This is a genomic window from Dokdonia pacifica, from assembly GCF_900188275.1.
Taxonomy (GTDB): domain Bacteria; phylum Bacteroidota; class Bacteroidia; order Flavobacteriales; family Flavobacteriaceae; genus Dokdonia; species Dokdonia pacifica.
Genome location: NZ_FZNY01000001.1, coordinates 647,803 through 674,353, shown reverse-complemented (window position 1 = coordinate 674,353; position 26,551 = coordinate 647,803). Strand labels below are relative to the sequence as shown.

Annotated in this window: 22 protein-coding genes; 14 read left to right on the top strand and 8 right to left on the bottom strand. The window is 34.7% G+C overall.

All coding sequences use genetic code 11. The features are described from left to right. Positions 1-54 precede the first annotated feature (54 nt). From parS to CHB80_RS03030, 3 genes are read left to right on the top strand one after another with little or no spacing between them, the layout of a single operon-like run. A complete protein-coding gene (gene parS / locus CHB80_RS03040) occupies positions 55-555 on the top strand; it encodes a type II RES/Xre toxin-antitoxin system antitoxin (RefSeq protein WP_089369947.1) in 501 nt (166 codons plus the stop codon). Position 556: 1 nt separating this feature from the next. Beyond that, positions 557-1,021 carry an RES family NAD+ phosphorylase gene (locus CHB80_RS03035; protein ID WP_089369946.1) on the top strand — a complete coding sequence of 155 codons (465 nt, stop codon included), beginning with the start codon at positions 557-559 and terminating at the stop codon, positions 1,019-1,021. Positions 1,022-1,048: 27 nt separating this feature from the next. Then, a complete protein-coding gene (locus tag CHB80_RS03030) occupies positions 1,049-1,804 on the top strand; it encodes a restriction endonuclease (protein ID WP_089369945.1) in 756 nt (251 codons plus the stop codon). A gap of 30 nt (positions 1,805-1,834) precedes the next feature. Here the strand turns inward: CHB80_RS03030 and CHB80_RS03025 are convergent, their stop codons facing one another. The 3 genes from CHB80_RS03025 to CHB80_RS03010 are packed head-to-tail and all read right to left on the bottom strand — an operon-like array spanning position 1,835 to position 3,934. Beyond that, entirely contained in the window at positions 1,835-2,335 is a 501-nt protein-coding gene (locus CHB80_RS03025; protein WP_089369944.1) for a YciI family protein, read from the bottom strand. 20 nt (positions 2,336-2,355) lie between these two features. Further along, entirely contained in the window at positions 2,356-3,276 is a 921-nt protein-coding gene (locus CHB80_RS25090; protein WP_308489396.1) for a CYTH domain-containing protein, read from the bottom strand. Further along, positions 3,266-3,934 carry an NAD(P)H-binding protein gene (locus CHB80_RS03010; protein ID WP_089369943.1) on the bottom strand — a complete coding sequence of 223 codons (669 nt, stop codon included), beginning with the start codon at positions 3,932-3,934 and terminating at the stop codon, positions 3,266-3,268. The genes CHB80_RS25090 and CHB80_RS03010 overlap by 11 nt, the downstream gene beginning before the upstream one ends. Positions 3,935-3,991: 57 nt before the next feature. On the opposite strand from CHB80_RS03010, the gene dinB reads away from it, so the two are divergent. The 4 genes from dinB (at position 3,992) to hppD (ending at position 8,290) form a co-directional block, all read left to right on the top strand. Then, on the top strand, positions 3,992-5,101 hold the full coding sequence (gene dinB, locus CHB80_RS03005) for a DNA polymerase IV (protein ID WP_089369942.1): 1,110 nt from the start codon (positions 3,992-3,994) through the stop codon (positions 5,099-5,101). 254 nt (positions 5,102-5,355) lie between these two features. Next, a complete protein-coding gene (locus CHB80_RS03000) occupies positions 5,356-6,516 on the top strand; it encodes a homogentisate 1,2-dioxygenase (protein WP_089369941.1) in 1,161 nt (386 codons plus the stop codon). Positions 6,517-6,605: 89 nt separating this feature from the next. Beyond that, positions 6,606-7,133, top strand: coding sequence for a CCC motif membrane protein (locus CHB80_RS02995; RefSeq protein WP_089369940.1), 528 nt, complete (start codon positions 6,606-6,608; stop codon positions 7,131-7,133). Continuing rightward, the gene (gene hppD / locus CHB80_RS02990; protein WP_089369939.1) at positions 7,130-8,290 is read left to right on the top strand and encodes a 4-hydroxyphenylpyruvate dioxygenase; all 1,161 of its coding nucleotides are present in this window, start codon (positions 7,130-7,132) and stop codon (positions 8,288-8,290) included. The genes CHB80_RS02995 and hppD overlap by 4 nt, the downstream gene beginning before the upstream one ends. Positions 8,291-8,492: 202 nt before the next feature. On the opposite strand, the gene CHB80_RS02985 is transcribed toward hppD, so the two are convergent. From CHB80_RS02985 to CHB80_RS02970, 4 genes are all read right to left on the bottom strand, one after another. Continuing rightward, positions 8,493-9,338, bottom strand: coding sequence for a hypothetical protein (locus CHB80_RS02985; RefSeq protein ID WP_089369938.1), 846 nt, complete (start codon positions 9,336-9,338; stop codon positions 8,493-8,495). A gap of 326 nt (positions 9,339-9,664) precedes the next feature. Then, positions 9,665-11,827 (bottom strand): hypothetical protein, encoded by a 2,163-nt coding sequence (locus CHB80_RS02980; RefSeq protein WP_089369937.1) that lies wholly within the window; start codon positions 11,825-11,827, stop codon positions 9,665-9,667. A gap of 216 nt (positions 11,828-12,043) precedes the next feature. Continuing rightward, a complete protein-coding gene (locus tag CHB80_RS02975) occupies positions 12,044-12,793 on the bottom strand; it encodes a LytR/AlgR family response regulator transcription factor (RefSeq protein ID WP_089369936.1) in 750 nt (249 codons plus the stop codon). A 3-nt stretch (positions 12,794-12,796) separates the two neighbouring features. Then, on the bottom strand, positions 12,797-14,656 hold the full coding sequence (locus tag CHB80_RS02970) for a tetratricopeptide repeat-containing sensor histidine kinase (RefSeq protein ID WP_089369935.1): 1,860 nt from the start codon (positions 14,654-14,656) through the stop codon (positions 12,797-12,799). 403 nt (positions 14,657-15,059) lie between these two features. Between CHB80_RS02970 and CHB80_RS02965 the strand changes: the two genes are divergently transcribed. The 7 genes from CHB80_RS02965 (at position 15,060) to CHB80_RS02935 (ending at position 25,293) form a co-directional block, all read left to right on the top strand. Continuing rightward, positions 15,060-15,863, top strand: coding sequence for a DUF3108 domain-containing protein (locus CHB80_RS02965; RefSeq protein ID WP_089369934.1), 804 nt, complete (start codon positions 15,060-15,062; stop codon positions 15,861-15,863). Between the two features lie 8 nt (positions 15,864-15,871). After that, positions 15,872-16,810, top strand: a complete 939-nt coding sequence (locus CHB80_RS02960; protein ID WP_089369933.1) for a tryptophan 2,3-dioxygenase family protein — start codon at positions 15,872-15,874, stop codon at positions 16,808-16,810. A gap of 19 nt (positions 16,811-16,829) precedes the next feature. Further along, a complete protein-coding gene (locus tag CHB80_RS02955) occupies positions 16,830-18,116 on the top strand; it encodes a M23 family metallopeptidase (RefSeq protein ID WP_089369932.1) in 1,287 nt (428 codons plus the stop codon). 21 nt (positions 18,117-18,137) lie between these two features. Beyond that, complete coding sequence (pgi, locus tag CHB80_RS02950) at positions 18,138-19,751, top strand: glucose-6-phosphate isomerase (RefSeq protein ID WP_089369931.1); 1,614 nt, start codon at positions 18,138-18,140, stop codon at positions 19,749-19,751. Between the two features lie 175 nt (positions 19,752-19,926). Continuing rightward, entirely contained in the window at positions 19,927-23,283 is a 3,357-nt protein-coding gene (locus CHB80_RS02945) for a TonB-dependent receptor (RefSeq protein WP_089369930.1), read from the top strand. Between the two features lie 139 nt (positions 23,284-23,422). After that, positions 23,423-24,706: a M12 family metallopeptidase gene (locus CHB80_RS02940; RefSeq protein WP_089369929.1), complete on the top strand. Its 1,284-nt coding sequence runs from the start codon at positions 23,423-23,425 to the stop codon at positions 24,704-24,706. A gap of 152 nt (positions 24,707-24,858) precedes the next feature. Continuing rightward, complete coding sequence (locus CHB80_RS02935) at positions 24,859-25,293, top strand: hypothetical protein (protein ID WP_089369928.1); 435 nt, start codon at positions 24,859-24,861, stop codon at positions 25,291-25,293. 116 nt (positions 25,294-25,409) lie between these two features. Here CHB80_RS02935 and CHB80_RS02930 read toward each other — a convergent pair whose 3' ends face one another. Then, a complete protein-coding gene (locus CHB80_RS02930) occupies positions 25,410-26,468 on the bottom strand; it encodes an endonuclease/exonuclease/phosphatase family protein (RefSeq protein ID WP_089370756.1) in 1,059 nt (352 codons plus the stop codon). Between the last annotated feature and the right edge of the window lie 83 nt (positions 26,469-26,551).

Genomic DNA, 26,551 nt, shown 5'->3' with positions numbered 1-26,551 from the left:
AATGTCGTAATATTTACGACAAAATTCATATCTTTGTGTAAAATTTAGAATGTCATGAGTGATGATATGGTATATAACACCTCTAGAAACCTTGTTCAAAACTTAGTTTCTGGTAGTGATATTGAAGTTTCTGAGGTTTCAGAACCAGCAGTAGTGATGCGTGACGATCCATTGAGTGATCGTTCTACATTACGATTAGTTCATATTTCTAGGGAAGGATTGTCGTATCCAAAATTCTTACTTGCCGTAGAGGCATTTGATTTTTCAAAACAAGAGCTTGCACAATTACTTCATATATCTGAACGTACATTAGAGCGTATACATAAAGATAAAAAAAGATTATCTACACCTCAAACAGAACGTATTCTTGAGGTTTCTATATTATTTGAAAAAGGATGGGAGTTTTTTGAAAGTAAAGATGGATTTAGGAAATGGTTAAATATTCCTAACTACGCATTTGAAAATCAAACACCGCTGTCTATGCTAGATACAAAATATGGGATAGCATCTGTAGAGATACTACTGGACAGAATGGCTCATGGGATTGTAGTGTAGCATGCGGGTATATAGAATTGCAAAAGGAAAATATGCTCAAGATTTATCTGGAGAAGGCGCACGTCTCTATGGAGGGAGATGGAACCGCAAAGGAACTTCTGTGCTCTATACCGCAGGGAATAGTTCATTAGCTATGTTAGAAAAACTAGTCCACATTCCTCCATATGTATTTCCAAAAGATTTAAAAATTACAGTATTAGAATTTCCTGATAAAGTAGGTGTAGGTCAAATTACATTAGATGATTTACCAGTAGATTGGATGCATAGACCTGAACATCCTTCTGTATTAGATATAGGAGATCAGTTTGTAATGCAATCGGAATTTTTATGTCTTAAGGTACCTTCTGCGATTAATCCTATAGACCACAATGTATTGCTCAATCCTAAACATCGAGACTTTTCTAAAGTTAAAATCATAGATGAGTTACCTATTATATTTGATAGGCGTTTGCTTAAGGAGGTGTAGTTAGAAGATAAAATTTAATACAGAGAAATGATTACTAATTCATTACCAGAAACTTGGAGAGATTTACAAAATAAAGTTGGAGATATTCTTGAAAAATGTGGATTCCAAGTAGAGGTTGAGAAAATTTTAAAATCAGTAAGAGGGAAAGTAGAAATAGATGTTTATGCAGAGGAGAATGTAAAAGGAAGAAAATACTCTATAATTTGTGAATGTAAACACTGGAAATCTAACATTCCTCAAAATATTATACACGGATTTAGGACAGTTACAAATGATTTAGGGGCAAATATTGGTATAATTATAACTACAAGTGATTTTCAATCTGGCTCAATTGAATCTGCTAATTTGACAAATATAAAATTATTAAGTTGGCAAAGTTTTCAAAATGAATTTTTTGAAAGTTGGTATTCTAAGTATTTCTATAAAACTATGAATATTTCTCACTCTGTTGGTAAAGATTATAATATAGTAGAATGGTTTGATGATTTGAATAAAGATGATAGAAGTAAGTATTATTCTGTTAGGAATATTCTAAATGAATTAAGTCATGTCCAAGGTTTTTTTCCCATGTCATTCTTACTTGAAATGGAAAATTATAAATATGAATTTCCAATACTACCACTTGAAAATAAGTTAGTGAATCTTGATGAATATTATGGTGACTTACCTTTGGATATTTTTAAAGCTTCTGACTATGAGGTTTTTTTGAAAATATTCACAGAATTAGGAAGAAATGCCGTAAAGGAATTTAAAGAATTAGATGAAAAGTATAAATATGATTAAGGTACTGTTCAATTAACATAAAATCTATTTTTACCGCAACGGATATCCTTTTCCAGCCCACCAAGGTTTGATCTCAACCATAAGCCTTCCAGCTTTCATCATTGGGTCTAGATTTGCTAGACTATCTGCCATTTTAAGGGTAGGAACATTATATACTGTCATACCTCTTAAGTCTCCATCATCTCCAAAAGGTCCTGAAATATCTGCATATCCTAATTCATACATACGCCCTAAATGCGCTTGATGTGCTTCTTGTAGTTTGGCAGCTTCTTCTTCCGATTGATCGCGATTAGGACCCTTCTTTAGGAAAGCCATATAATACTGTTGCATGATTACGGTATCTCCAGTGGCATCATCTACATAATCAAAAATTTGAAAACCATCTGCTTTTAATTTTGCTATTTGAGAAGCTACAGAAACCTTTTTCTCAACCATCTCTTTTTCAATAATTACTTCTTCTTTCTCTGGTGTGTTTTGAACACAAGAAATACACATAAATAATAGACAACAAAATGGGATAAGCGATTTCATAATAAAAGATGTTTTGTTAGTTATTTTTTATTCCAAGTATTGAATGGATGCATACTAATATAAGAATTGTAATATTTTTTATCAGCAGTCACTTCTTTTCCAATCCATGTGGGTTTTGTAAAAGATTCGTTTTCATTGGAGAGTTCTATTTCAGCGAGTAGCAATCCCGTACTATCTCCATAAAATTCATCTACTTCCCATGTGTGATGACCTATAGTGACCTCATATCGAGTTTTGTCTATAATTCCAGATAGACATAATTTGAGGAGTGTTTCCGCTTTCGCGAAAGCAATCTCTTCCTCCACCTCCACACGCGTGGTACCTGTTTCATTTGATTTGCCTTTTATGGTCAAAAACCCTTTCTCTCCTTTAATACGAACGCGCACCGTACGTTCAGGATCGGTACTGAGGTATCCTTGTTTGATCCGTGTTTGCGTATGTGCTTCTTTTTTAAAAGCATCTGAAGTAACTAAAAATTTACGTTCGATTTCTAAAGAGTTACTTTCATTCCCGCGAAGGTGAGAATCTTCTATAGTTTCAACCTTATCTTCCTCTATTCTCCATGGCGGATTTTTTCTGTTATCACCCGCATAATATAGTATAAGTTGATTGCCATCTGGGTCTTTTAGTCTGGCTTCTCTCCATAACCATGGTTGATCAGTGGGGAGAAGGTCAAAAATAGTCGTGTCTCCATGGAGATTCAAATTTTGAAACTCTTCAACCTTTTGATCTAGGTTTTCAATTTCAAAATAAACCATCACGCCATCACCAGTTTGTAATGTATCTACTTTATGAATAGAAAATGTACTATCTCCATCTGGGCATTCAAAACGTGCATATTGCGCTGGTACATGTACAATTATTTTTAAGCCTAGTTTTTTATAAAAGGCTACAGATACTTCTACATCTACAGCGGGAATAGTTATTTGATTAAGATTCATATTGATGACTTACTATTTTGATTTGGGCATTGCTAATATTGGCCTCTTTATGGTGATGTATTCCTAGATATGCCATGGCTTTTGCAATTTGTAATGCTTGCGTAGATCTATATTTTTTAAGCGGGCCAATCATAAAAAAGTCGGTAACTTTCATTAAGAATTTAAGGCCTTTTTCCCCTTTTCTATCTTCATCCGGCCGTCCATTAATAAAAGCCGGTTTCATGATATAGGTATTTGGGATTCCTAGTTTTAAAATATCCCGTTCCATCTGGCCTTTGGTGCGTACGTAGAAAAAAGGACTTTTATCTGAGGTGCCAACAGAAGAAATTACCATAAATGCATCGATATTATTTTCTTTTGCTAGTTGAGCTGCTACCATTGGTATCCCATAATCAATCTTATAATATAAATCTCTATCAGGTGTTTTAGCTTTTGTAGTGCCAATACAGCAAAAAATCACATCGCCAGTAAAGTCTTTTTTTGAAGCCTCAAGATGGAGTAAATCACATTGAATCTCTTCGATCTTTGGGTCAGAAAACCCAGTAGGTCTTCGAGTAAAGAGTTTGATTTTTGAATAGTTAGCATCATTGATAAGGAGTTCTGTTAAGAGGCCTCCTGTAAGTCCTGTTGCTCCTAATATGATGGCTGTTTTTGGCATATCTCAAATGTACAATATCTATTGATAACTTCTAGGCTAATCCGTACCTTGCAAATGATGGAAACCTCGCTCCCAATACGCAAAATTATTCATGTAGATATGGACGCATTTTATGCCTCTGTAGCGCAGCTAGATGACCCTAGTTTGCGAGGGAAAGCTATTGCAGTAGGTGGAGGAGGTGATCGAGGTGTGGTAAGTGCGGCAAGTTATGAGGCGCGTAAATTTGGAGTACGCAGTGCAATGAGTGGAGTATTGGCTCGTAAGTTGTGTCCAGAGCTTATTTTTGTGCGCTCTGATTTTGCTAGATATAATGAGGTTTCTAAACAAATACGAGAAATCTTTCATGAGTATACAGACCTTGTAGAACCACTATCTCTAGACGAAGCGTACCTGGATGTAACGGAGAATAAAGTCGGGATGCCTAGTGCTACGGTAATCGCTACTTGGATACGCCAAAAAATCAAAGAGAAAACAGGATTGAATGCTTCAGCAGGAATAAGTATTAATAAATTTGTTGCTAAAGTTGCCAGTGATATTAATAAACCTAATGGTCAAAAAACCATTCCTCCTGAAGAAGTAGTTGCTTTTTTAGAAACACTGGATATTCGAAAGTTTTATGGTATTGGAAAAGTCACTGCTGAAAAGATGTATCAAAAAGGCATTTTTACGGGGCTAGATATGAAAAAGAAGTCTAAGGAATATCTGGAACAGCATTTTGGTAAAAGTGGTGCCTATTATTATGATATTGTAAGAGGCATTCAATACAGTCAGGTAAAACCTAACCGAATTCGTAAATCACTTGCTGCAGAGCGTACATTTTCTGAAAATATTACCTCAGAAGTATTTATGATAGAACGTTTGGATCATATTGCTTCCGAAGTAGAAAAGAGATTATCTAAAAGTAAAGTAGCAGGTAAGACAATCACTCTTAAAATTAAATATTCTGATTTTACTCTTCAGACACGAAGTAGAACACTTGATTATTATATACGCTCTAAAGATATTATTCTAGAAACTGCCAAAGAGTTATTGTATCAGGATAAAATGAAAGACAGTGTTCGGTTATTGGGGATTTCGCTTTCTAATTTGAATACAGAAGATAAGAAAAAAACAAAGACCGAACCTGAAGAAAAGGAAATTGATGTGCAATTACGGTTTGAGTTTTAGAAAAATAATCTTGCTTTATACGCTTTCGCGAAAGCAAAGTTTACGAGATTCACGACTGAAAAGGAGAGCGCAGCGGTAAAGCGTATAAATGTACTGTCGAAGACGTATAAAAAACTCGTATCTTTACCTCGATGTCAAGTAAAAGTTGGACATACTTACCTTTATTACTGAAATTTCTCATTAAGAGAAATCCAGAATAGCCTTTGATTGCCTGATTTTAAGTAACTTTAAAGCAATCTAAATTTTACAGTACCATGCCTTTTTATCATAGACTAGGAGAGATTCCTCCTAAACGTCATACACAGTTCCGTAAACCCAACGGAGAGTTGTACTCAGAACAATTATTTGGAACCATTGGTTTTGATGGAATGAGTACCAATAGTTATCACATGCAACGACCTACACAGGTCAAAGAAATTCGTAAGCAATATTCTGTAGCGCCTAAAATCGCTCTGGAAAATAGTATAAAATCCTATCGTTTTAGAGGGTTTCAAATCGCTCCAGAACAAGATTATTTGGAAAGCCGTAAACCCGTACTTACCAATAGTGATTGTACAATTATTTTAGCTGCACCCAAGCAAAGGACTCAGGACTATTTTTATAAAAATACAGATGCCGATGAGTTAATTTTTATACACAAAGGTTCTGGGAAATTACGAACACACCTAGGAAATTTAGATTTTAAGTATGGAGACTATTTATTAATTCCGCGAGGCGTGATTTATAAAATAGACTTTGACACAGAAGATAATAGGCTTTTTATTGTAGAATCTCGCAGGCCTATCTATACGCCAAAACGTTATCGTAACTGGTTTGGACAATTGTTAGAACACTCTCCATTTTGTGAGCGTGATTTACGTCAGCCATATGAGTTAGAAACTAATGATGAAAAAGGAGATTTCCTAATCAAAGTAAAGAAACAAGATGATGTTTTTGAAATGGTATATGCATCTCATCCTTTTGATGTGGTAGGATATGATGGATATAACTATCCATATGCATTTAGCATTCATGATTTTGAACCTATTACAGGAAGAATTCATCAACCGCCTCCTGTACATCAAACTTTTGAAACCGATGCCTTTGTTGTGTGTAGTTTTGTGCCTCGTAAATATGATTATCATCCAGACAGTATTCCTGCACCCTATAACCATAGTAATATAGATAGTGATGAGGTATTGTACTATGTAGATGGAGATTTTATGAGTCGATCAGATGTAGAAGCTGGTCATATATCACTGCATCCTGCGGGAATTCCTCATGGTCCACACCCAGGTACGGTAGAGAAGAGTATAGGAAAAGAAGGCACCGAAGAATTGGCGGTCATGGTAGATACCTTCAAGCCTTTAAAAGTTTGTGAAGCAGCCATGGGAATTGCGGATGAGGGTTATCACAAATCGTGGTTAGATCACTAAATTAATTGTAAAAAATAAGTATACGCTTTCACGCAAGTGAAGTTCATACTGAGTTAGTCGAAGTACGAAAGCGTATAAAATAAACATACATGTCAGAAAATAAATTACCGGCAGATCCACTAGCATTAGTATTAGGAATCATAGGTATTGTAGTGGGTGTAGGCGGATGTTGTGTTGCCTCTGGAATTACAGCTGTCGTTCCTTTAGTAGTTTCTATAGTTGGAATTGTAACCGCTAATAAGAGTTTAAAAATATATAAAGAAAACCCAGAAAAATATTCAGATGCTACTAGAAGCAATGTTTCGGTGGGGAAAATACTTAATATCATTTCTGTAGTATTTAATGGATTGGTTGTATGTATGCTCATTGTGTTTTTAATATTATTTGGAACACTTTTTTATAATATATATGATGCTATAGATGAAGGAACTCCTTTTGATATAAATGAAACAACCTATGATTATGATGAGGAAGGTTTAGATACCTTATATATTAATAATGATGTTGAGTATGAAATAGAAGAAATAGGAATTATAGAAAAAGATACGTTGATGATAGATTCGACGAATAGTAAAGAAATAAAAGAAATAGAAACCATAGAAAACGAAATAGAATGAGTAAGGATATACAACCCGTAAATTACGGACTGGAAAAAATATTTGAAGGAGCGCAAGATTTCTTACCCTTATTAGGTACAGACTATGTTGAATTTTATGTGGGGAATGCAAAACAAGCAGCCCATTTTTATAAAACAGCTTTTGGATTTCAATCTTTTGCTTATAAAGGCTTAGAGACAGGATCTAGAGATGAAGTGAGTTATGTGCTAAAACAGGATAAGATCAAAATTGTTTTAACAACACCTCTTAATAGTAAGTCGCCTATTAATGATCATATTGTAAAACATGGAGACGGTGTAAAAGTAGTTGCTTTATGGGTAGATGATGCTCGCAAATCATATGAAGAAACAACCAAGAGAGGTGCTAAGTCTTATATGGAACCTACCGTTGAAACCGATGAACATGGTGAAACAGTAAGAGCTGGTATTTATACCTATGGTGAGACAGTACATATGTTTGTAGAGCGTAAGAATTACAAAGGTACTTTCCTGCCAGGATTTAGAGAATGGAAGTCAGACTATAATCCTGCACCTACAGGATTGAAATATATAGATCACATGGTAGGTAATGTGGGATGGGGACAAATGAATACTTGGGTAAAATGGTATGAAGAAGTTATGGGATTTGTAAACTTCTTATCATTTGACGACAAGCAAATTCATACAGAATACTCAGCATTAATGAGTAAAGTAATGAGTAATGGTAATGGGCGTATTAAATTTCCAATTAATGAACCTGCCAAAGCTGCTAAAAAATCACAAATAGAAGAATATCTTGATTTTTATGAAGGAGCTGGTGTACAACACTTAGCGATGGCAACTGATGATATTATTAAAACAGTAGCACAATTAAAAGCGCGTGGTATTGAGTTTTTACCACCGCCACCACAAACCTATTATGATGATATCCCACAGCGATTGGGAGAGCATATGAAGGTAATGAAAGAAGATATTGAAAAACTTCAAGAACTCTCTATTCTTGTAGATGCCGATGAAGATGGATATTTACTTCAGATTTTTACAAAACCATTAGAAGATAGACCAACCTTGTTTTTTGAAATAATTCAGCGTATGGGAGCTAAAGGCTTTGGAGCAGGGAATTTTAAAGCCCTTTTTGAATCTATAGAACGCGAACAAGAACAGAGGGGGACTTTATAATTTTGCGGTCGTACGTCGACTAGCTTATTATAAACTTCACTTACGTGAAAAACGTATACTTTATAAATACTAATAAAGCGGCTACTTGAGAAAGTAGCCGCTTTTGTTTTAGTGAGATAATATGCTTCTATTTATAGATGTCTGAAGCGATGACATAATTATTACTATTTCTAAATCAAATAGTTTTCTGATGTAATTACGATTAGTTATGTGCACTATTATCACAAACAGCAAGTCTGCATGTACGTAAGTGCTCTGCTTCCATTTTGTCTATAGTCGCTCTGTTTTTTAAGATAGCTTGCCCTTCTTCACTTGCCCAATACTCATCATTTTTCTTTTTAGCATACGCATCGTCTGCTTTTGCACCGTTATATAGTATTTCAAGATTTTTTTCATCTTGAGAAGTCATTACGTATGCATCCTGTTTTGCTTTCATTTTCTTTAGATACTCTCTTACCAATTTTTCAGGATCTTTTGCCATTAATTCTTTATACTCTGGACTGCTACCTTCACCACTTGGTCTTTCATTAAGTGCAGCTTCTTTAAGTTGCTTCCAGAATTTTCCTTTCTTTTTCTTTTTTCCTGTTTTTGATGCGCTTCCGTCTAAAATCATGATAGATCGTATTTCACTAAAACTGGTTTGATCTTTAGATATACCATGAAGTAAGAAGACATAATTATCGAATGCAACGTATCCTCTATTGTATCCTGTATGGTGTAGGATTGAAGTGTTTGGAAATCCTACATACTTGATGGCGCTTATACTGATACCATTGTAGTTATTTGTCAATGCAGTTTTGCCATCATCCAAAACTTTAGAAATAGTGATTCCAGAAGGAAGCCCTTGGTATTGGTGTTTTTCAATTTTGTTTTTATAAGTTGTTACCTCTTGTGCTGCTGGTTCTCCTTTGTCATTTTTATACAAATCACCATACACTTGATATCTAGCCTCTGGTCCATGTGCATCTATAGTTTCAAAAAAAGATTGTTGAGCCGTTACTGTTATACTAAATGATAAGAGTATGATTAAAAAATTAATTGTTTTCATTGTACTATGGTTTTGTTTTCTTGAGGCTAAAGTATTTTCTAATGGATAAAAATTAGATGGAGACTTTCTGAGTAACCGTATTTATTTCTAAAGCGTATCTTTTTGATGATATGGTATTTGTTTTTTGTGCGCTTTACCGTTTCACTCTCCCTCTGGTTGTGAACCTGCCTTCAGGCAGGCAGGTCTCGCAAGCTCGATTTCGCGAAAGCGTATAATCAAAAAAGTATCTGAATGTATTTGATTTAAATAAAAAAGACTTACCTCATTATAGGTAAGCCTTCTTTTAAAAAACGTGTCCCCCAACACGTTTTTAATGTATATGTTGGTTATTCTTCTCCAGTTAGAGCATATATTAGTAATAAAGGGATATAACCGCCGTTTCCATCAGAAATCCCCACGGTAACTTCAGCAGAATATAACATGTCTATAACGCTATCAGGATCGGCAAAGGTTACAAAATTATTGAGGTATAACTTGCCGTCAAAAGTGTTGTCTACATACTCTAAAGTAAAATCCTCGGGATCTGCATCGCTTCCGCCGTCTTGCGGGGTAAGAAAGACATTTACTTGTTCTATAAATTCAGTGCTGCTTTCTGGTATTTCTATTGAAAAAGTGAAGCTCTCCTCGTCATTGTTTTGAGTTAAAGAGGCTTGTGTGATTTCTATGATTTCTTCTTCTTCAACATCAAAAACTACATTTGTGCTACCTAGGATTTCATCTAATTCGTTCAGTAGTGTCACTTCGGTTTCATATTGCGTATTGAATACATCTGTATTGACATCTCCATAGATTCCATCAAAATTATAAAGATCTGGGTTGTTTGCATCAGGTTGCAATGCTAGGGTCATTTCTAAAGCAGTACCATCTAGATTTCCTTCTGGTATGACAATACGGTTATTTATTGGGCCAGAACTATTAATTGGTGCTCCGGAAGCAGGCTTTGCTTCGACTTGACCTTTAATACGAATAACACCTGTACTATTTTTAGTAATCACTGTTTGAGTAAATTCATATGGCGCTTGTCTATCTTCTATTGTAAAAGTCACATCTTCTATTCCTATAGGTTCATTTGCCGAGTTGTATGTAGTGACCTGAGTTGTATAGTCCGTACCGTCAGGATTATTGCTTATATAGTCGTATACAAAATCACCATCTATACGATGTATATCGCCGTCAGTAGTACTAATGGCTTCTAGGGTGATAATATCAACTTCTCCTTCAACAATACCAGAAGGAATCATCATTGTAGCATACGCTACATCTTGCGCAATAGGATTCTTTAGCCTCATACGAATACGCGTTGTGCCATTAGGTTTTATAATATGTTTAGGATTGTGAGTAATTCCTTCAAGTAGTGTAACGGCACTTTGTACGGTCCCTTCTGTAATGTTTCCATCAGTGTCTGTAATGGTTATTTGATGTATTACATTTTGTGTGGCTCCTACAGCACTTACAAATGTTGGGTTTTCATAACCAACAGATCTAAACTTAATGGTATTTTCATTTTCTGAAACAGGAAATAATTCCAGTTCAAAAGGTTCAAAGTCTTGTCCTTCTAATGGTATGATAACAGTAGTTAATTTGTCGATATTAGAACCAGTTTCAGCAGTTACTCGTGTTTCTACATACATGGTTTCTCCAAAAACAAATGACGCTGAGTTTCGTATGGTATTTGAATTAGGTGAAAGTGTTACTGGAGTAATAAAATAATCTTCATCAATGGTTTGGCCACTTGCATCTTTTGTAGTGACAGAGATTTGCAACTCATCGCCAGGTACAATATCACTTCCTCCTGTAAGTTCTTCTAACTGTGCTATAGCAGTTCCTGTGAGTCCTATATTCCCATCGGTTTCATCATAGACAGTCATTTCCATTTCTAAAGGTTCTCCTTTAATGAGAATTCTACCGTACAACTCAACACGAGCAAATACGGTAATGCCTTCTGGTTGATCTGTTCGTAAACGTATTGGGATTGATACACTGCTTGGTGATAGGTAAAGACTTTCAATGTGATTTACATCGGTTCCGTCATTATCTTGTGCCGTTACCCAAGTCTCACTTTGATCTCCAACGGGCTCTCCAAGTTCATTATATAAAGTGGCTGTTTGTTGAAAAGGTTTTCCAACTGGAAACAAATGATCGTCGTTAAGCATGGATTGTGTTTTTTGCATTTTACGGATGCTTTTACGTATGCTAGATACTTCCATTTCAAAAGGCTCTGGAAATGGATTTTCTCCGTCTATAGGTGTGTATTGTACCACCGCATTTGTAACAGAGTTTGTTGGATCGTCTACTACAATGACACTTTTGTAATTACGTCTTGGTCTTTGTTTAAGTCTATTACGATTTCCTATAATGACAGCATTGGTTGTTGTGGTACTGTTTGCTGTAATAAGGGTTTCTTCGTGTTCTATGAAATCGTCTTGCTCGCAGCTAAGCATTGTTATAAAAGCAAAGCAAAGGATAGAAAGGAATTTAATGGTCTTCATAATTAAAAGAATGATTTTGGTTTTTCTGACCACGAAAATACTTGGAGAACTTGCCTGGATATTGAAGAAGTTTCTGAATCACCTAATTTACTTCTAAACAACGTTTTTTATGTGATACTACTTTAATGGTTGGGTTGTGTTATACGCTTTCGCGAAAGCGTATTTATAAACAGTCCCGTATGTATCAAAAAAATATGATAGCGTGTACTATGTTTATTAGAGATTTGTCACTAACGTAAGGAACTCTTCTTTTTTATCTCTGGAAATCGAAACGATCTCTTCATTATCCATGATAATGTAACCACCATCGCTTTTAACATATTCTTTAATACACGATAAATTAATGAGATATGAGCGATGCGGTTTATAAAAGAGATGATTATTTTTGAATAGATCTACGTAGTGTTTTAAAGGTTTTGTAATCAATATCGTGCCTTCATCTCGTGTATATACTTTTGTATACATGCCATCTGCTTGTAACATGATAATAGCGTCAAAAGGCATAAATTTGATGCTATTTGCTACAGGGAGTGCAATTTTTTCAAATGATTTTTTGGTAAAACTTTCTTTGAGTGCCTCTAATTTTAGATGAATTTCTGACTTTCCAATTACTTTAATTGCTTTGTTTACAGCTTCTTTAACCTGATTGGGACGTATTGGTTTTAATAAGTAATCTATAGCTGCTAGTTGAAAAGCTTTTATAGCATATTCACTGTATGCAGTTGTAAATATGATTTCAAAATTTAAGATGTCTTTATCAATAAAATTGAGAATCTCTAACCCAGAATGTTTTGGCATTTCGATATCTAAAAAAACAATATTAGGTTCTTCTTTTTTAATAATATCTATACCGTCCAATAGATTAGAAGCTTCATATATTTCCTTTATTTTAGGGCAGTTTTCTGTAATAAGTATGTGTAGAAGGTTACGAGCCCGTTTCTCATCATCTATAACTATTGCTTTCATGTATTACGGTTTTAAAAGAGGTATGTCTAGTGTTACTTTTGTGCCTTGCACATTACCTAATTGATCATATAGATCTATAATTTCTACACCTATTTTTTTATTCTCTTTATAATTTAAGAGTTGCAATCTGTTTTCATTTGCTTGTGTAGCAAATGATTGATGCATGACTCCTTGTTGTTCTTTCATAATCGCTGAAGCTTTCCTACCTATCCCGTTATCTTGTATGGTGCAGGATATAATTTCCTTTTTAGACTGTGTGAAAGAAATTTGAAGTATGCGTTCTCCATCTTTGTGAAGCAATCCGTGTTTTAACGCATTTTCTACATAGGGCTGTATAAGCATGGTAGGGAGTTTTATAGTATCTGGCTGTATGTTTTTATCTACATTTATCTTGTAGGTCAAAGTGTCTTCAAATCGCAATGCTTCGAGGTCAAGGTACATATGTAGACTTTCTATTTCTTCTTGTACTGTAATAAAACCAGCATCGCTATGATCTAGATATGTACGCATAAGATCTGCAAATTTGCCTAAATAATCACTCGCTAGGTTTTTTTCGTTTAGGATAATATATTCTTGTATAGAATTGAGTGCATTAAAAATAAAATGTGGATTCATTTGAGCTTTGAGAGCTTTGAGTTCACTGTTACGATATTGTTTTTCTAAAGCAAGACGTTTTTGTGTTTCGCGTAGTTCCAAGGTAATGAGTTCCGCTTTTTTCTTTGCTTTAAGTCTCCCGTAATAAAGTATAGCAGTCACTAAAAGAAGTAATATCGCAATAAGAGCTCCTATGAAAAATGTACGATTACGATCGACTTCAGCTTTGGCAAGCGCAACTTGAGCTTCGGCGGCATCTTTTTGTGCTGTTATTTTTTCTGTTTCATATTTGGTTTGTAATTCTTCGATTACCTGAACCTTTTCTGTAGAGAAAATAGAGTCATTGATGCGATGGTAATTTTTCAGAGCTTCATTTTCACCCTTGAGATTATGTACTGCAGCATGATAACTTATGTGATTTCGGTAAGCGTTACGAAGGTCTACTTTTCTATCTTGATTCTTGTATATAGTTATGGCTTCCTCATTGCGTTTTAAGGCTTCTGCGTGCTCTCCAATATTTGCATAACTATGGGCAAGGGCAAATTGAGTATTTGCGACAGAGTAAGATTGTTTGTGTACTCTATGGAAAGCAAGTGCTTCTGTAAGCGGAGGGATGGCTTTAGCAAATTCATTGCGCTTATTGTAAAGATTCCCTAACGCTGCAGATGATAGCACTTTGCCTAGAGAGAAGTTTGCTTTCTCGCTTATTTTGTATGCCTCTTGATACATCATTTGTGCCTGATCAAGACTATCTAAAATCTCATATGCTTGTGCTGTATAATAATAAAAACCACCTTTTTGATCACTAGCAGGTTTGTTTTTTATGAGTTGGATATTATTTAAGTGCATTGCTAGTGCCTTTTCTGGTCGACCGTCTCTTGAATATATGCGAGCAAGAAGATTATTATTAAAAGTAAGATTATTTACATCATTTATTTTTTGAAGGATCGTATTTGCTTCAAGAGCTTTTGTTAGGGCGTTTTCTATTTCTCCCTTCATTAGAAAATAAGTCGCCAGTGTATTACGAGAATACCCTGCACCTTTTTTATACCCTAATTCATCAGAAATAGCAATAGCTTCGTTTACTAAAGGGAGCATACTGTCTATGTTTCGTACTTGATGATATTTTGTATAATCAATCAGTAGACTTACGCGAGTGGTATCCCTGTCTTGGTGTTTTTGTAAAGCTTGACCTATACTATCCAAACTTTTTTCTTGTGCAATAGATGTTACAGAGAGAAAAAATATTATAATAGCTAGTTGTTTCATAAACTCAAGAATAGATTTTTGTTAAATTTACAACTCGTATACCTTAGATATAACTTTTTTTTCTGAATGATTGTTTTTCCTTTCTGAATTGCATGAAATTTATTTGAGATTTTCAGTTACTCTAGGTGTTTTTTCAACCCCATTTTGTGTGATGCATCTTTTTACCTAATATATAAAGTAAGCCCATTAATTATTTTAATGCTTATGTAGCTCGGCGTGTATTATTTTAGCTTAGATTTAATTTTAATGGTATAATCGCAGAGGATTCAATAATAACTTTATAAAGTACTTAACACAATATTTGGACAAAAACTTCGTCCTTTATAGGGCGAAGTTTTTTATTATAGTATTTTTGGAATAACTATTGTAAATACTCCTACTAAATAACCAAATCTTACCAAGCATGAGAACATCGGTAAAACATATAAGACAATTGCTTTTAATAGGAGTTTTGCTATTAGTTACTACTATTGGAAAATCCCAAGAGACAGAATCAGCCTATCAAGAAGGAGAGTGGTTTAAGTTTCGAGTACATTATGGATTAATTACTGCGGGATATGCAACCCTTACAGTAGAAGACTCAAAGTATAATGACATTCCTGTATATCACGTAAAAGGTTATGGAGAGACTAGCGGTGTGTCTAGATGGTTCTTTAAGGTAGAAGATTATTACGAGAGCTATATAGATAAAAAAACAGATCTACCTTATCAGTTTATTCGTAAAATCAACGAGGGAGGACATACAAAAGATAAAGTCATTGATTTTGATCAACAAAACCATAAAGCACATGTATTTAATAGAAAACACAATACGCGTGATACGATAGATACAGCTATTGGTGTACAAGATATGGTGTCGGCATTTTATTATTTGCGTAACCATTTGGATACTACAAACCTTAAAGAAGGTGATGAGACTACACTAACTATGTTTTTTGATCAAGAAAATTACCCTTTCAAACTCCGTTTTATTGGAAGAGAAGTTATGAATACAGAGTTTGGTAAAATAAGATGTCTTAAATTTAGACCTTTAGTACAGTCGGGGCGTGTGTTTAAAGAACAAGAAAGTCTTACTGTTTGGGTAAGCGATGATGAAAATAAAGTTCCTATTCGAATTAAAGCCAGTTTAGCTGTAGGATCTCTTAAAGCAGATTTAGAAGCATTTAAAGGACTCAAGCATTCCTTTAGGATTGTAGTAGATAATTAACCAACTCTATGAAGAAAAAAATCGAACCAGATATTGAGCGTATTATAGACGCCCTTGATGATAAGTATGAAAAAATAGATCAAGATCTTGATGATCATCTGGAAGGATTATTACAAAGCAAACCCATTACCTATTGGGATTATATTCATACAGACGCCTTATTAAACCTTCAATTACCCCGCACAAATTTCCCAGATGAGAACGTATTTATTATGTACCATCAGCTCACAGAGATTTTATTTAAAATGGTGCTTTGGGAAATAGAACAAGTGGCGCACCATAAAAACCTTACAGCTACATTTTTTGCCTCACGCTTAAATCGTATAAGTCGTTATTTTGATATACTTACCTCTTCTTTTAGTATTATGAAAGACGGTATGGATCTAGAGCAATACATGAAGTTTAGAAAGACATTAACTCCCGCAAGTGGATTTCAAAGCGCACAGTATAGAAAGATAGAGTTTGCAAGTACAGATTTGATTAATTTAATAGATGCCCGCTTTCGCGAAACCATAGATAGAAACACCCCTTATGAGCATGCTTTAGAACATCTATATTGGCAAGCTGCTGGAAAGAATTACCAAACTGGAAAAAAGAGTTATTTACTATACGCTTTTGAAGAAAAATATAAAAATGAATTTATAGCATTCACAAAAGAATATAATACTATAAATTTGTACGCTAAATTCAAATCCCTCCCAGAAGCAGATCAAAATGATCCTGCCTTGCGAAAAGCAATGCGTCATTATGATTATACAGTAAATGTAACATGGGTAATGTCGCACTACCACACAGCAAATCATTATTTAAATAATGGAAAAGAAGTAGTAGAAGCAACAGGAGGAAGCGAATGGACAAAATATATGCACCCTAAATATCAGCGTAGAATATTCTTTCCAGATGTTTGGACAACCGAAGAATTAGCAAATTGGGGACAAGATGTATAAAGAATAGACACTAAAACCTGTGAATTTAAGAAGAATACTTACGGTACTACTATTAGCTATAAGCATTGTTGCTTGTGGTGATAAAGAACAAAAGCCCGAACCAGCTCCTGAAGTAAAAACTGTTGAAAAACCACCACTTCAAGCCTATGGATATACGCTTGATGACTTTATAGTAGAGCGAGATACTGTAAAATCTGGAGATAGCTTTGGGAAAATACTCTTTGAATCTCATGTAGATTATGGTACGATCCAGCAAATTTCAGATACTATTAAGGAAGTTTTTGATACCCGTAAAATAGACTTAGGAAAGCCATATGTCTTATTAAAATCAAAAGATACTACAGAGACTGCGCAAGTCTTTATTTATGAAAAAAATAAAGAAGATTATGTAGTGATAGATTTTCAAGATGAAATTATTGCAGCAGAAAAATCACATCCAGTTACTATAGTAGAAAGGGAAATTTCTGGTATAATTAATAGTAATCTCTCATCTACATTTGATGAATTAGACACCAATGTTCTAGTAGCCTATAAAATGGCAGATATTTATGCGTGGACGATAGACTTTTTTAAACTTCAAGAAGGAGATCGTTTTAAAGTAGTGTATGAAGAACGATATGTAAATGATAGTATAGCTGCTGGAATAGGAAGAATAAAAGCAAGTGTTTTTGAACATAAAGGAAGACCAGTATATGCCTATCTCTTTGAACATGACTCACTTCCGGGAGGATCTGATTATTTTGATGAAAAAGGAGACAACCTTAGGCGTGCATTTCTGAAAGGACCACTTAAGTTTAATAGAGTCTCTTCAAGATATAATTTAAAAAGACGTATAAAATATTATGGTTATAAAGTGCGTCCTCATAAAGGGACAGATTTTGCAGGATCTATAGGAACACCTATTCTTGCTACTGCAGATGGCACTGTGACAAAATCAGAACGCAGAGGTGGTAATGGAAACTATGTGAAAATACGCCATAATGGAACCTATGAAACCCAATACTTACATATGCAAAAACGTAAAGTACGTGTTGGAGACTTTGTAAGACAAGGTGAAGTAATAGGTACTATTGGAATGACAGGAAATACGGGAGGTCCACACGTATGTTATCGTTTCTGGAAAAATGGACGACAAGTTGATCCATTTAAAGAAGATCTTCCCGCTTCAGAACCATTAGCAGAAGACCTCAAGCCTATATATGATAGTATTATGCAACCTTTAGAAAAGCAACTAGAAGGAATTTCTTTTCCTGAAAGTGATACTAATATAGACACTTCTACTACACTACAAGAACAAGATTTATAAGCTACGGTAAATAACTACCCCATGAAAAATTTTAACCCAACCCAAACAAATGCGTGGAATAAATTACAATCGCATTTTGAAACTATCAAAGACACGCATCTTACGTCGCTCTTTAAAGACACAAATAGAGCAAGTACTTTCACCATACAGTGGCAGGATTTTCTGGTAGATTATAGTAAAAATAGAATCACAGAAGAAACCAAAACACTTCTGCTAGAACTTGCCGAAGAAGTAGGACTTTCAGAAGCTATTACAAGCTATTTTGGAGGAGATTCCATTAATGCTACCGAAGGCCGAGCTGTAATGCACACTGCATTGAGAGATTTTTCAGATGTTGCTTTTCAAAAAGAAGAAGTAGCACAAGTACGCTCTTCTATAAAGACATTCACTAAAAGTATTATAGATGGGGCTCATAAAGGCGCTACTGGAAAAACAATTACCGATGTTGTAAATATTGGAATTGGAGGATCAGACTTAGGCCCAGTGATGATCGTAGAAGCGTTACAATATTATAAAAATCATCTTTCTACACACTTTATCTCAAATGTAGATGGAGATCATGTGATGGAAACTATTAAAGATCTTGATCCAGAGACAACACTCTTTGTGATTGTTTCTAAAACATTTACAACTCAAGAGACATTAAGTAATGCAACTACGGTACGTAAATGGTTTGTAGATCAATTAGGAGAACAAGCTGTAGAAAACCATTTTGTAGCAGTGTCTACAAATTTGGAAGCTGTTCAGAATTTTGGAATTGCTTCACAAAATATTTTCCCAATGTGGAATTGGGTGGGAGGTCGTTTTTCATTATGGAGTTCAGTGGGGCTTTCTATTGCGCTCGCTGTAGGATATGATCATTTTGAACAGCTGCTTAAAGGAGCTCATGAAATGGATATTCACTTTAAAGAGCAACCATTTGAAGAAAACATTCCAGTGATTACAGCATTGTTAAGTGTTTGGTATAACAACTTCTTTGGAGCTGAAAGCGAAGCGGTAATTCCATATACACAGTATTTACATAGATTGCCAGCATATCTGCAACAAGCTATTATGGAAAGTAATGGAAAAAGTGTAGATCGTAACGGAAATAGAGTGACTTATGAAACTGGAAATATTATTTGGGGAGAACCAGGAACCAATTCCCAACACGCATTTTTTCAGTTAATTCACCAAGGAACAAAATTAATCCCTGCTGATTTTATTGGTTTTAAGAAAAGCCTTCATGGCAATACAGACCATCACGATAAATTAATGGCCAATTTCTTTGCGCAAACAGAGGCCTTAATGAATGGGAAAACAGAAGCTCAAGTACTATCAGAATTTGAGGGAAGTACGCTTTCGCGAAAGCGTATAGAACAACTCACACCTTTCAAAGTTTTTGAAGGAAATAAACCTACAACAACGTATCTCATAGATACCCTTTCTCCGAAGACTTTAGGGGCATTAATTGGTATGTATGAACATAAGATTTTTGTGCAAGGAGTCATTTGGAATATCTATAGTTATGACCAATGGGGTGTGGAGTTAGGTAAACAACTTGCAAAACAGATACTTAGTGATTTTCAAGACGTAAATACTTCCAAACATGATGCCTCAACAAAACAATTGATGAATTCTTACAAAAAAGACTAATTGATTAGTGAATCGTTAACTAATATGTGATTTTTAAGAGAATTCAATTAAGTTAGTGATAATGTATCTATTATGTTTATAAAAAGGTCGATAGTGTTAATTAATTAACGTTGTGATAATCTTAACAGATACATGAATTGGTTAATTTTGCGTTGCTTAATTCAATCAATTCATTATGAAGAAAATTACACTTTTATCTGTAATTGCTCTTTTCTTTATGACGGCTATGTCATATGCACAAGGGGTAACTACAAGTTCAATTAACGGTCGAGTATTAGACAATAATGGAGGTCCTTTACCAGGAGCTAACATTGTTGCAACTCACGTTCCAACAGGTTCAGTTTATGGAGCTGTTACAGACTTTGACGGTTTTTACCGTATTACTAACATGAAATCTGGAGGCCCATACAACTTATCTATATCGTATGTAGGTTTTGAAGATTTTACAAATAATGGGTTTGTTCTTTCTTTAGGAGAGTCTAAGCGTATTAGTACTACTATGGCAGAATCTGCCAATGCGCTTGATGAAATTGTCATTACTGCTCAAAACAATGGTGTTTTTAACAGTAATAAGACAGGTTCTGAAACGTCAATATCTCAAAAAGAGATTAACAGCCTTCCTACGGTATCACGATCTGTAGCAGATTTTGCTCGTGTGACTCCATCTGCACAGCTTACAGAAGGAAATGATGGTTTTTCTATCTCTTTAGGAGGGCAGAATAACCGTTACAATGCCGTTTATATTGATGGTGCTGTAAACAACGATGTATTTGGTCTTGCGGGATCAGGAACAAATGGAGGACAAACGGGGGTTAATCCTTTTTCAATAGATGCTATTGAGTCTTTCCAAATTAACTTAGCTCCTTTTGATGTTCGTCAGTCAGGTTTCTCTGGAGGATCTATAAACGCAGTAACTCGTTCTGGATCTAATAAATGGGAAGGTTCTGTATATGGATTATATAGAGATGAGAGCTTAGCTGGAAAAACACCTACAGATCTTGTAAATGAAGGTGATTCTCGTGAAAAATTAGACGAGTTTTCTGCATTACTATATGGTTTCCGTGTAGGAGGTCCTATTATCAAAGACAAATTATTTGTATTTGCAAACTATGAGCGTCAAGAAGAAGAAACGCCACAGCCTTTTACGAGTAGTAACTACCAAGGAGATATAGGTCAAATTGCAGATCCTAATAACCCAGGACAAACAATTTTTGATCAAGCTACTTTTGATAACAATATCAATACATTAACAGGATTCCTTCAGAATCAATATGGATACAATCCAGGTGTATTTAATGCAAACACTAGAACATTAGATAGTGATAAATTCAATTTACGTTTTGACTTAAATGCAGGTCAGAATCATAAATTATATTTACGTTTAGGAGTTGTACAAGCTGAAAACCTTGAAGCACGTAACTCTGGAAATAGAGGAATTGGATTCCTTAACGGATCTGAGTTTTTTGAAACAAACACATATTCTGGAGCTTTTGAGTGGAATGCTACATTAGGACCAAAATATGCAAACAACCTTAAAATAGGATATACAGCTGTACGTGATGATCGTGATCCTGATGGAAATCCATTTCCAACAGTGCAAATTAATGATGGAGCTGGTTCAATTAACTTTGGAGCAGAGCCATTCTCTACAGCAAACTTATTAGACCAAGATATCTTTACGATAAACAATAACTTTGAGATCTTCTCTGGACGTCATACAGTTACATTAGGAACAAACTTAGAGTGGGCTTCTGCTAAGAACTTATTCTTTGCTTTTAACTTTGGTTCTTATGAATTTAATGACTTAACAGATTTCTTAAATAGTGCAGACGCAGTAAACCCTGCGTTACCTATTGAATACCAACATGGATATTCTTTAGTAGGAGATGGTACTGTAGGAGATGAGTCAGCTGGATCTGCAGACTTCTCTACATTCCAAGCTGGATTCTATGTACAAGATGAGGTACAAGTTGCAGACAACTTTAAATTAACAGGAGGTATTCGTGTAGATTTACCTTACTACGAAGATGGTCCTGTAAATGAAGATTTCAATACAAGAACTGTTGGATTATTAGAAGCAGAAGGGAAAGATCTTCAAGGTGCTAGAGTAGGTCAAGGATTGAATGGTCCAGCAATGATTGCTCCTCGTGTTGGATTTAACTGGGATGTATTTGATAATAACACAACACAAGTACGTGGGGGTGTAGGTGTATTTACATCTAGATTACCATTAGTATGGCCTGGAGGAACTTATAATAATAATGGTGTAACTGGAGGATTTACATTTAGAAGTGGATTCTTTGGAGATCCACCACCAGTATTTAATCCAGACGTAAATCAGCAGTTTACAGATGTTGCTCCTGGATCAGGTGGTTTAGGGGGTAATATTGACCTTATTGCTAGAGATTTTAAATTACCACAAGTTGCTAAATATAACATCGCTGTAGATCAGAAGCTTCCTTTCTGGGGTCTTATTGCTTCTGTTGATTTCTCTTATACAGATGTATTACAAGATGTATTTTACGAAAACTTAAACTTGAAAGATGCAGTAGGAAACTACCTAGGTGCAGATAACCGTCCTTTCTATAATAGAGGTGATGAGATAGATGATACATACGGACGTATTATTTTACTTTCTAATACAAGTGAAGGAAATGCAACAAACGCATCATTTACACTTAGAAAGCCATTAGAAAATGGTTTCCAAGGACAGATTTCATATGCATATGGAGAGTCTAATAAAGTTTTTGATGGTACATCATCACAAAACAGTTCTCAGTGGAGAAACCTTCAAACTGTAAATGGTAAAAATGCAAATCCTGGAGCTTCACGTTCTGATTTTGCATTAGGAAGTCGTATTTCTGCAAACGTATCTTATGAGATTGAGTACGGTGGAGATTTCGGAGGTAAGACATTAATCGGTCTTTTCTATGAAGGAGCACAATCTACTCCATATAGTTTTACATACCAAGATGGTGGAGGACGTGATCTTCTTAATGATGATTCTCGTGATAATGCATTAATTTATGTACCTGCAAATGCAAGTGAAATTATATTTGCTCCTATCACAAACGGTGATGGTGATGTAGTTCTTAGTGCTGCGCGTCAGTGGGAATTATTCAACACATTTATCGAAAATGATGATTACTTAAGAACTCGTAGAGGTCAGTACGCAGAGCGTAACGGAGCTAGAGGTCCTTGGAATCATATTGTTGATTTAAGATTATTACAAGACATCTACTTCAAGTCTGGAGATAAGAAGCATACATTACAATTATCTTTTGATATCTTCAACTTTACTAACTTAATCAATAAAGATTGGGGAGTGCGTAAATTTGTAGGAGGAAGTGTAAGTCCACTTAGAACAGTATCTACTTCAGATGCAACACCTGAATTTAACTTCATTACTAGCTTCTTAGATTTTGATGAAGCAGGAAATGTAACAGGAAACGATGTTGAGCAGATAGATGATTTCGGTCTTCAGTCTTCAAGATGGCAAGCACAAGTTGGAATACGTTATATCTTTAACTAATCCATCATAATATATATTTTCGCGAAAGCGAAAATTTCAAAGCCGACACTATAATTAGTGTCGGCTTTTATTTTTAATGATATTAAACAACAGCTTCACGTTTGTAATTGTCTATATTTGAGAAATTTAAAACTCAATTATGAAAAAAACACTAATCCTAGCGCTTGCATTTTTAGCAATGTTAACAGCTTGTACTCAAGATGATCTTACTTTTGAAGAACCTACTTCAAATAGTGAAGCAATTAATTCAGAAATTTCTGAAGATCAATCAGGTGAAATTATTACTATTAATAATTTTAAGGGGGAACCTATTGAATTTATTAAAAGATCGGATAATGCATATCAAGTAGATGATATGGTTTTTACTAACGAGCAGTTTCTTCAAATACAAGAAATGTATAGTGGAAATAGATCTGTTGCTATTTCAAATACCTCAAGAAGGTGGCCAGATTTTACGGTTAGATATGCTATTGCTAGTAATTTTAATAACCCGAGTAGAGTATATGCAGCTATTCAGTCTATAGAAAGTCAAATAGACTGTATTAACTTTATAGAGATTAATTGTACTTCACCAGAGTCTGTAAGTTGGAAAGATAGTAATTCTAAGACTCCAGTGATAATAGGTAGTAATCCATGTGAAACACAAGATTACATAAAATTTATTTCGGGCAGTGGAAGTGTGAGTTCGTCTAGTGTAGGACGTATAGGGGGAAAGCAATTTATTCAAATCAGTAATGCTGCAAGCACTGGAACTGTTATACACGAAATTGGTCATGCATTAGGTTTATTTCATGAGCAACAACGTTCAGATCGTAACAATCATTTAATATATAACCCTCAAAATGCCCAAACTGGAAGTGGCGGTAATTTTGTAATTCCAACAAATCAGGTGTCTGTTGGACCTTTTGATTTTAATTCGATTATGTTGTACTCATCTTATACATTTAGTAATGGTAATGGTCCAGTTTTAACAAAATTGGATGGGAGTACATATACAGTACAAAGAAATGCATTTACATCAGGAGATGTGGCAATTCTTGAAGATATACATAATGATCCCACAATACCTATTGCAAATACCTCAAGAACTTTAATAGATTATGAGACATCGCCAGACACACAATATTTTGAACATAGATATTTTGTGCATTTTAATTTAAATCAGAGTCCATATACATTACCTAGTAGTAAAGTAGTACATTATTCTATTACAACAGAAACAAGTAATATAGGTGGGGTTCCTAATAATACTCAAATAAGTGTTCAATATTATACTAAAGCATTATCTCCTGGACAGAGTACATATACACTCCATGATGTAATTACTACAGATAAGATTTTTGATTTTGGACAGCCAAGTGGTTTACAATATGAACGTTGGCTTGATATAGAAGAAAGTTGTAGCGAATATTATATCCAATAATGTAATATTTAACTATCATCTGTAATCCAATAAATTAAAGGTTTTACAAAAAAACAAGATTGAAAATTTCAAAGCCGACACTATAATTAGTGTCGGCTTTTTGGTTTAAAATGCCCTATCTTTGAGTAGTAATTATTTAAACACATACCATTATGTATTCTACGATTCAATTTGTACACTCTATATGGGCTTATTTAGTACTTGCCATATTAGTGATCACTACTATCAACTCATTAGCTAAGTTCTTTGGTAAAAAAGAATATGGTGCAAAAGATATGCGTTTGGCGCTTTTTACATTAATCACGATGCACCTTCAGTTACTAATAGGTTTAGTATTGTTTTTTGTGTCCCCTATTGGGCTGAATGCAATTACAACAAATGGTATGGGAGGATTATCTAGTGCTGCTCGTAAACTAGCAGTAGAACACCCTACATTAATGATTATTGCTATTGTACTGGTAACTATCGGATATTCTAAACATAAAAAACAACGTTTATCAACACCTAAGTTTAAGAAACTAGCTATTTTTTATACACTAGCACTTATTGCAGTACTGGCCATGATTCCTTGGAATCAATGGTTTTAAAAGATAGAAAATATGATATATAGAAAAAGGGAAGATATATTATCTTCCCTTTTTTGTTTTTGGTATACGCTTTTGCAAACCTGCCTGTCGGTAGGTAAGAGCTTAAAGCACCCTACTTATTTTGTAGCGACTTCTTTAATTAAAATGATATATACTGGGAAATGATCACTATATCCTCCTGTATATCCACCATTGGCAAAACTACGATATGGATACCCTTTATAACGTCCTTTAGGATTGCTTAAGTAGTTTTTGTTATAAATACCTGCTTTAAAATATCTGTAAGAGCTATAATCTTTGCGAAGTAGTGGTTCTGTAACTAAAATTTGATCAAAAAGATTCCATCCATCTCTATATGCTAAAGTGCCTATTCCTTTTTTGAACATAGGTTCCATTGGGTTGTAGATCATTTTATCTTTTACCTTGTCTTTATTTCCTTGTGCTTTTAATACCTTTTTGACACTTGGACTTGTTGGGTCATCATTAAGATCTCCCATGGTAATGATCTTTGCATAAGGGTCATTGCTTTGTAGACTATCAATAAGTTTTTTATTGAGTGCTGCCGCTGCCATACGTTTTTTACGACTACGTGCTTCTCCTCCAGAACGTGATGGCCAGTGGTTTACAATAATATGAATCATATCACCATCTAATAAACCAGAGACTAATAATTGATCTCTTGTAAATCTACGTTTTGTAGGGTCTTCATTGTCATAAATAATAAGCTCGTGCTTACTGATATCTGTAGGAGTAAATAATGCTTTTTGATACATGAGAGCTACATCAATCCCTCTTCTATCTGGAGAGTCAAAATGTGCAATTCCATAATCTTTATCTAATAACTGTGGGTCATTTGCAAGGTCTTCAACTGTTTTTCTGTTTTCAACTTCTGCTAGTCCAATAAGGGCAGGAGCATTTTTAGTAACGTCTAGTCCTATTTCTGAAATAACCTTTGCCATCTTCTGCACTTTGTCTGCATAAATGGCTTCTGTCCAATGGTCTTTTCCGTCGGGTGTACGGTCATCATCAAATGTAACGGGGTCATTTTCTGTATCAAACAGATTTTCAACATTGTAGAATGCAATAGTGTGGGGCTTGTATGTTTTTTGATCTTGTGCTTTCGCGAAAGCGAACGATGCTATGAAAACAATAAATAGATACTTTTTTAAGTACATTGTAATGTGTGTATTAATTTTCTGTAAAGAGATAAACATATCTCGTGCCAAAGGTAATCATTCCCTCGAAAATGAGTACTTTT

What these genes read in the sequence shown, in the direction of transcription:
- CHB80_RS03000 (WP_089369941.1), top strand. Translation starts at nt 5,356, where the DNA reads ATGCCTTTTTATCATAGACTAGGAGAGATTCCTCCTAAACGTCATACA.
- CHB80_RS02980 (WP_089369937.1), bottom strand. Translation starts at nt 11,827, where the DNA reads ATGAAGACCATTAAATTCCTTTCTATCCTTTGCTTTGCTTTTATAACA.
- pgi (WP_089369931.1), top strand. Translation starts at nt 18,138, where the DNA reads ATGAAAAATTTTAACCCAACCCAAACAAATGCGTGGAATAAATTACAA.
- CHB80_RS03035 (WP_089369946.1), top strand. Translation starts at nt 557, where the DNA reads ATGCGGGTATATAGAATTGCAAAAGGAAAATATGCTCAAGATTTATCT.
- CHB80_RS02985 (WP_089369938.1), bottom strand. Translation starts at nt 9,338, where the DNA reads ATGAAAACAATTAATTTTTTAATCATACTCTTATCATTTAGTATAACA.
- CHB80_RS02930 (WP_089370756.1), bottom strand. Translation starts at nt 26,468, where the DNA reads ATGTACTTAAAAAAGTATCTATTTATTGTTTTCATAGCATCGTTCGCT.
- CHB80_RS02960 (WP_089369933.1), top strand. Translation starts at nt 15,872, where the DNA reads ATGAAGAAAAAAATCGAACCAGATATTGAGCGTATTATAGACGCCCTT.
- CHB80_RS02995 (WP_089369940.1), top strand. Translation starts at nt 6,606, where the DNA reads ATGTCAGAAAATAAATTACCGGCAGATCCACTAGCATTAGTATTAGGA.
- CHB80_RS25090 (WP_308489396.1), bottom strand. Translation starts at nt 3,276, where the DNA reads ATGAATCTTAATCAAATAACTATTCCCGCTGTAGATGTAGAAGTATCT.
- CHB80_RS02965 (WP_089369934.1), top strand. Translation starts at nt 15,060, where the DNA reads ATGAGAACATCGGTAAAACATATAAGACAATTGCTTTTAATAGGAGTT.
- CHB80_RS02935 (WP_089369928.1), top strand. Translation starts at nt 24,859, where the DNA reads ATGTATTCTACGATTCAATTTGTACACTCTATATGGGCTTATTTAGTA.
- CHB80_RS03010 (WP_089369943.1), bottom strand. Translation starts at nt 3,934, where the DNA reads ATGCCAAAAACAGCCATCATATTAGGAGCAACAGGACTTACAGGAGGC.
- CHB80_RS02945 (WP_089369930.1), top strand. Translation starts at nt 19,927, where the DNA reads ATGAAGAAAATTACACTTTTATCTGTAATTGCTCTTTTCTTTATGACG.
- CHB80_RS02975 (WP_089369936.1), bottom strand. Translation starts at nt 12,793, where the DNA reads ATGAAAGCAATAGTTATAGATGATGAGAAACGGGCTCGTAACCTTCTA.
- CHB80_RS02970 (WP_089369935.1), bottom strand. Translation starts at nt 14,656, where the DNA reads ATGAAACAACTAGCTATTATAATATTTTTTCTCTCTGTAACATCTATT.
- CHB80_RS02940 (WP_089369929.1), top strand. Translation starts at nt 23,423, where the DNA reads ATGAAAAAAACACTAATCCTAGCGCTTGCATTTTTAGCAATGTTAACA.
- hppD (WP_089369939.1), top strand. Translation starts at nt 7,130, where the DNA reads ATGAGTAAGGATATACAACCCGTAAATTACGGACTGGAAAAAATATTT.
- CHB80_RS03030 (WP_089369945.1), top strand. Translation starts at nt 1,049, where the DNA reads ATGATTACTAATTCATTACCAGAAACTTGGAGAGATTTACAAAATAAA.
- parS (WP_089369947.1), top strand. Translation starts at nt 55, where the DNA reads ATGAGTGATGATATGGTATATAACACCTCTAGAAACCTTGTTCAAAAC.
- dinB (WP_089369942.1), top strand. Translation starts at nt 3,992, where the DNA reads ATGGAAACCTCGCTCCCAATACGCAAAATTATTCATGTAGATATGGAC.
- CHB80_RS03025 (WP_089369944.1), bottom strand. Translation starts at nt 2,335, where the DNA reads ATGAAATCGCTTATCCCATTTTGTTGTCTATTATTTATGTGTATTTCT.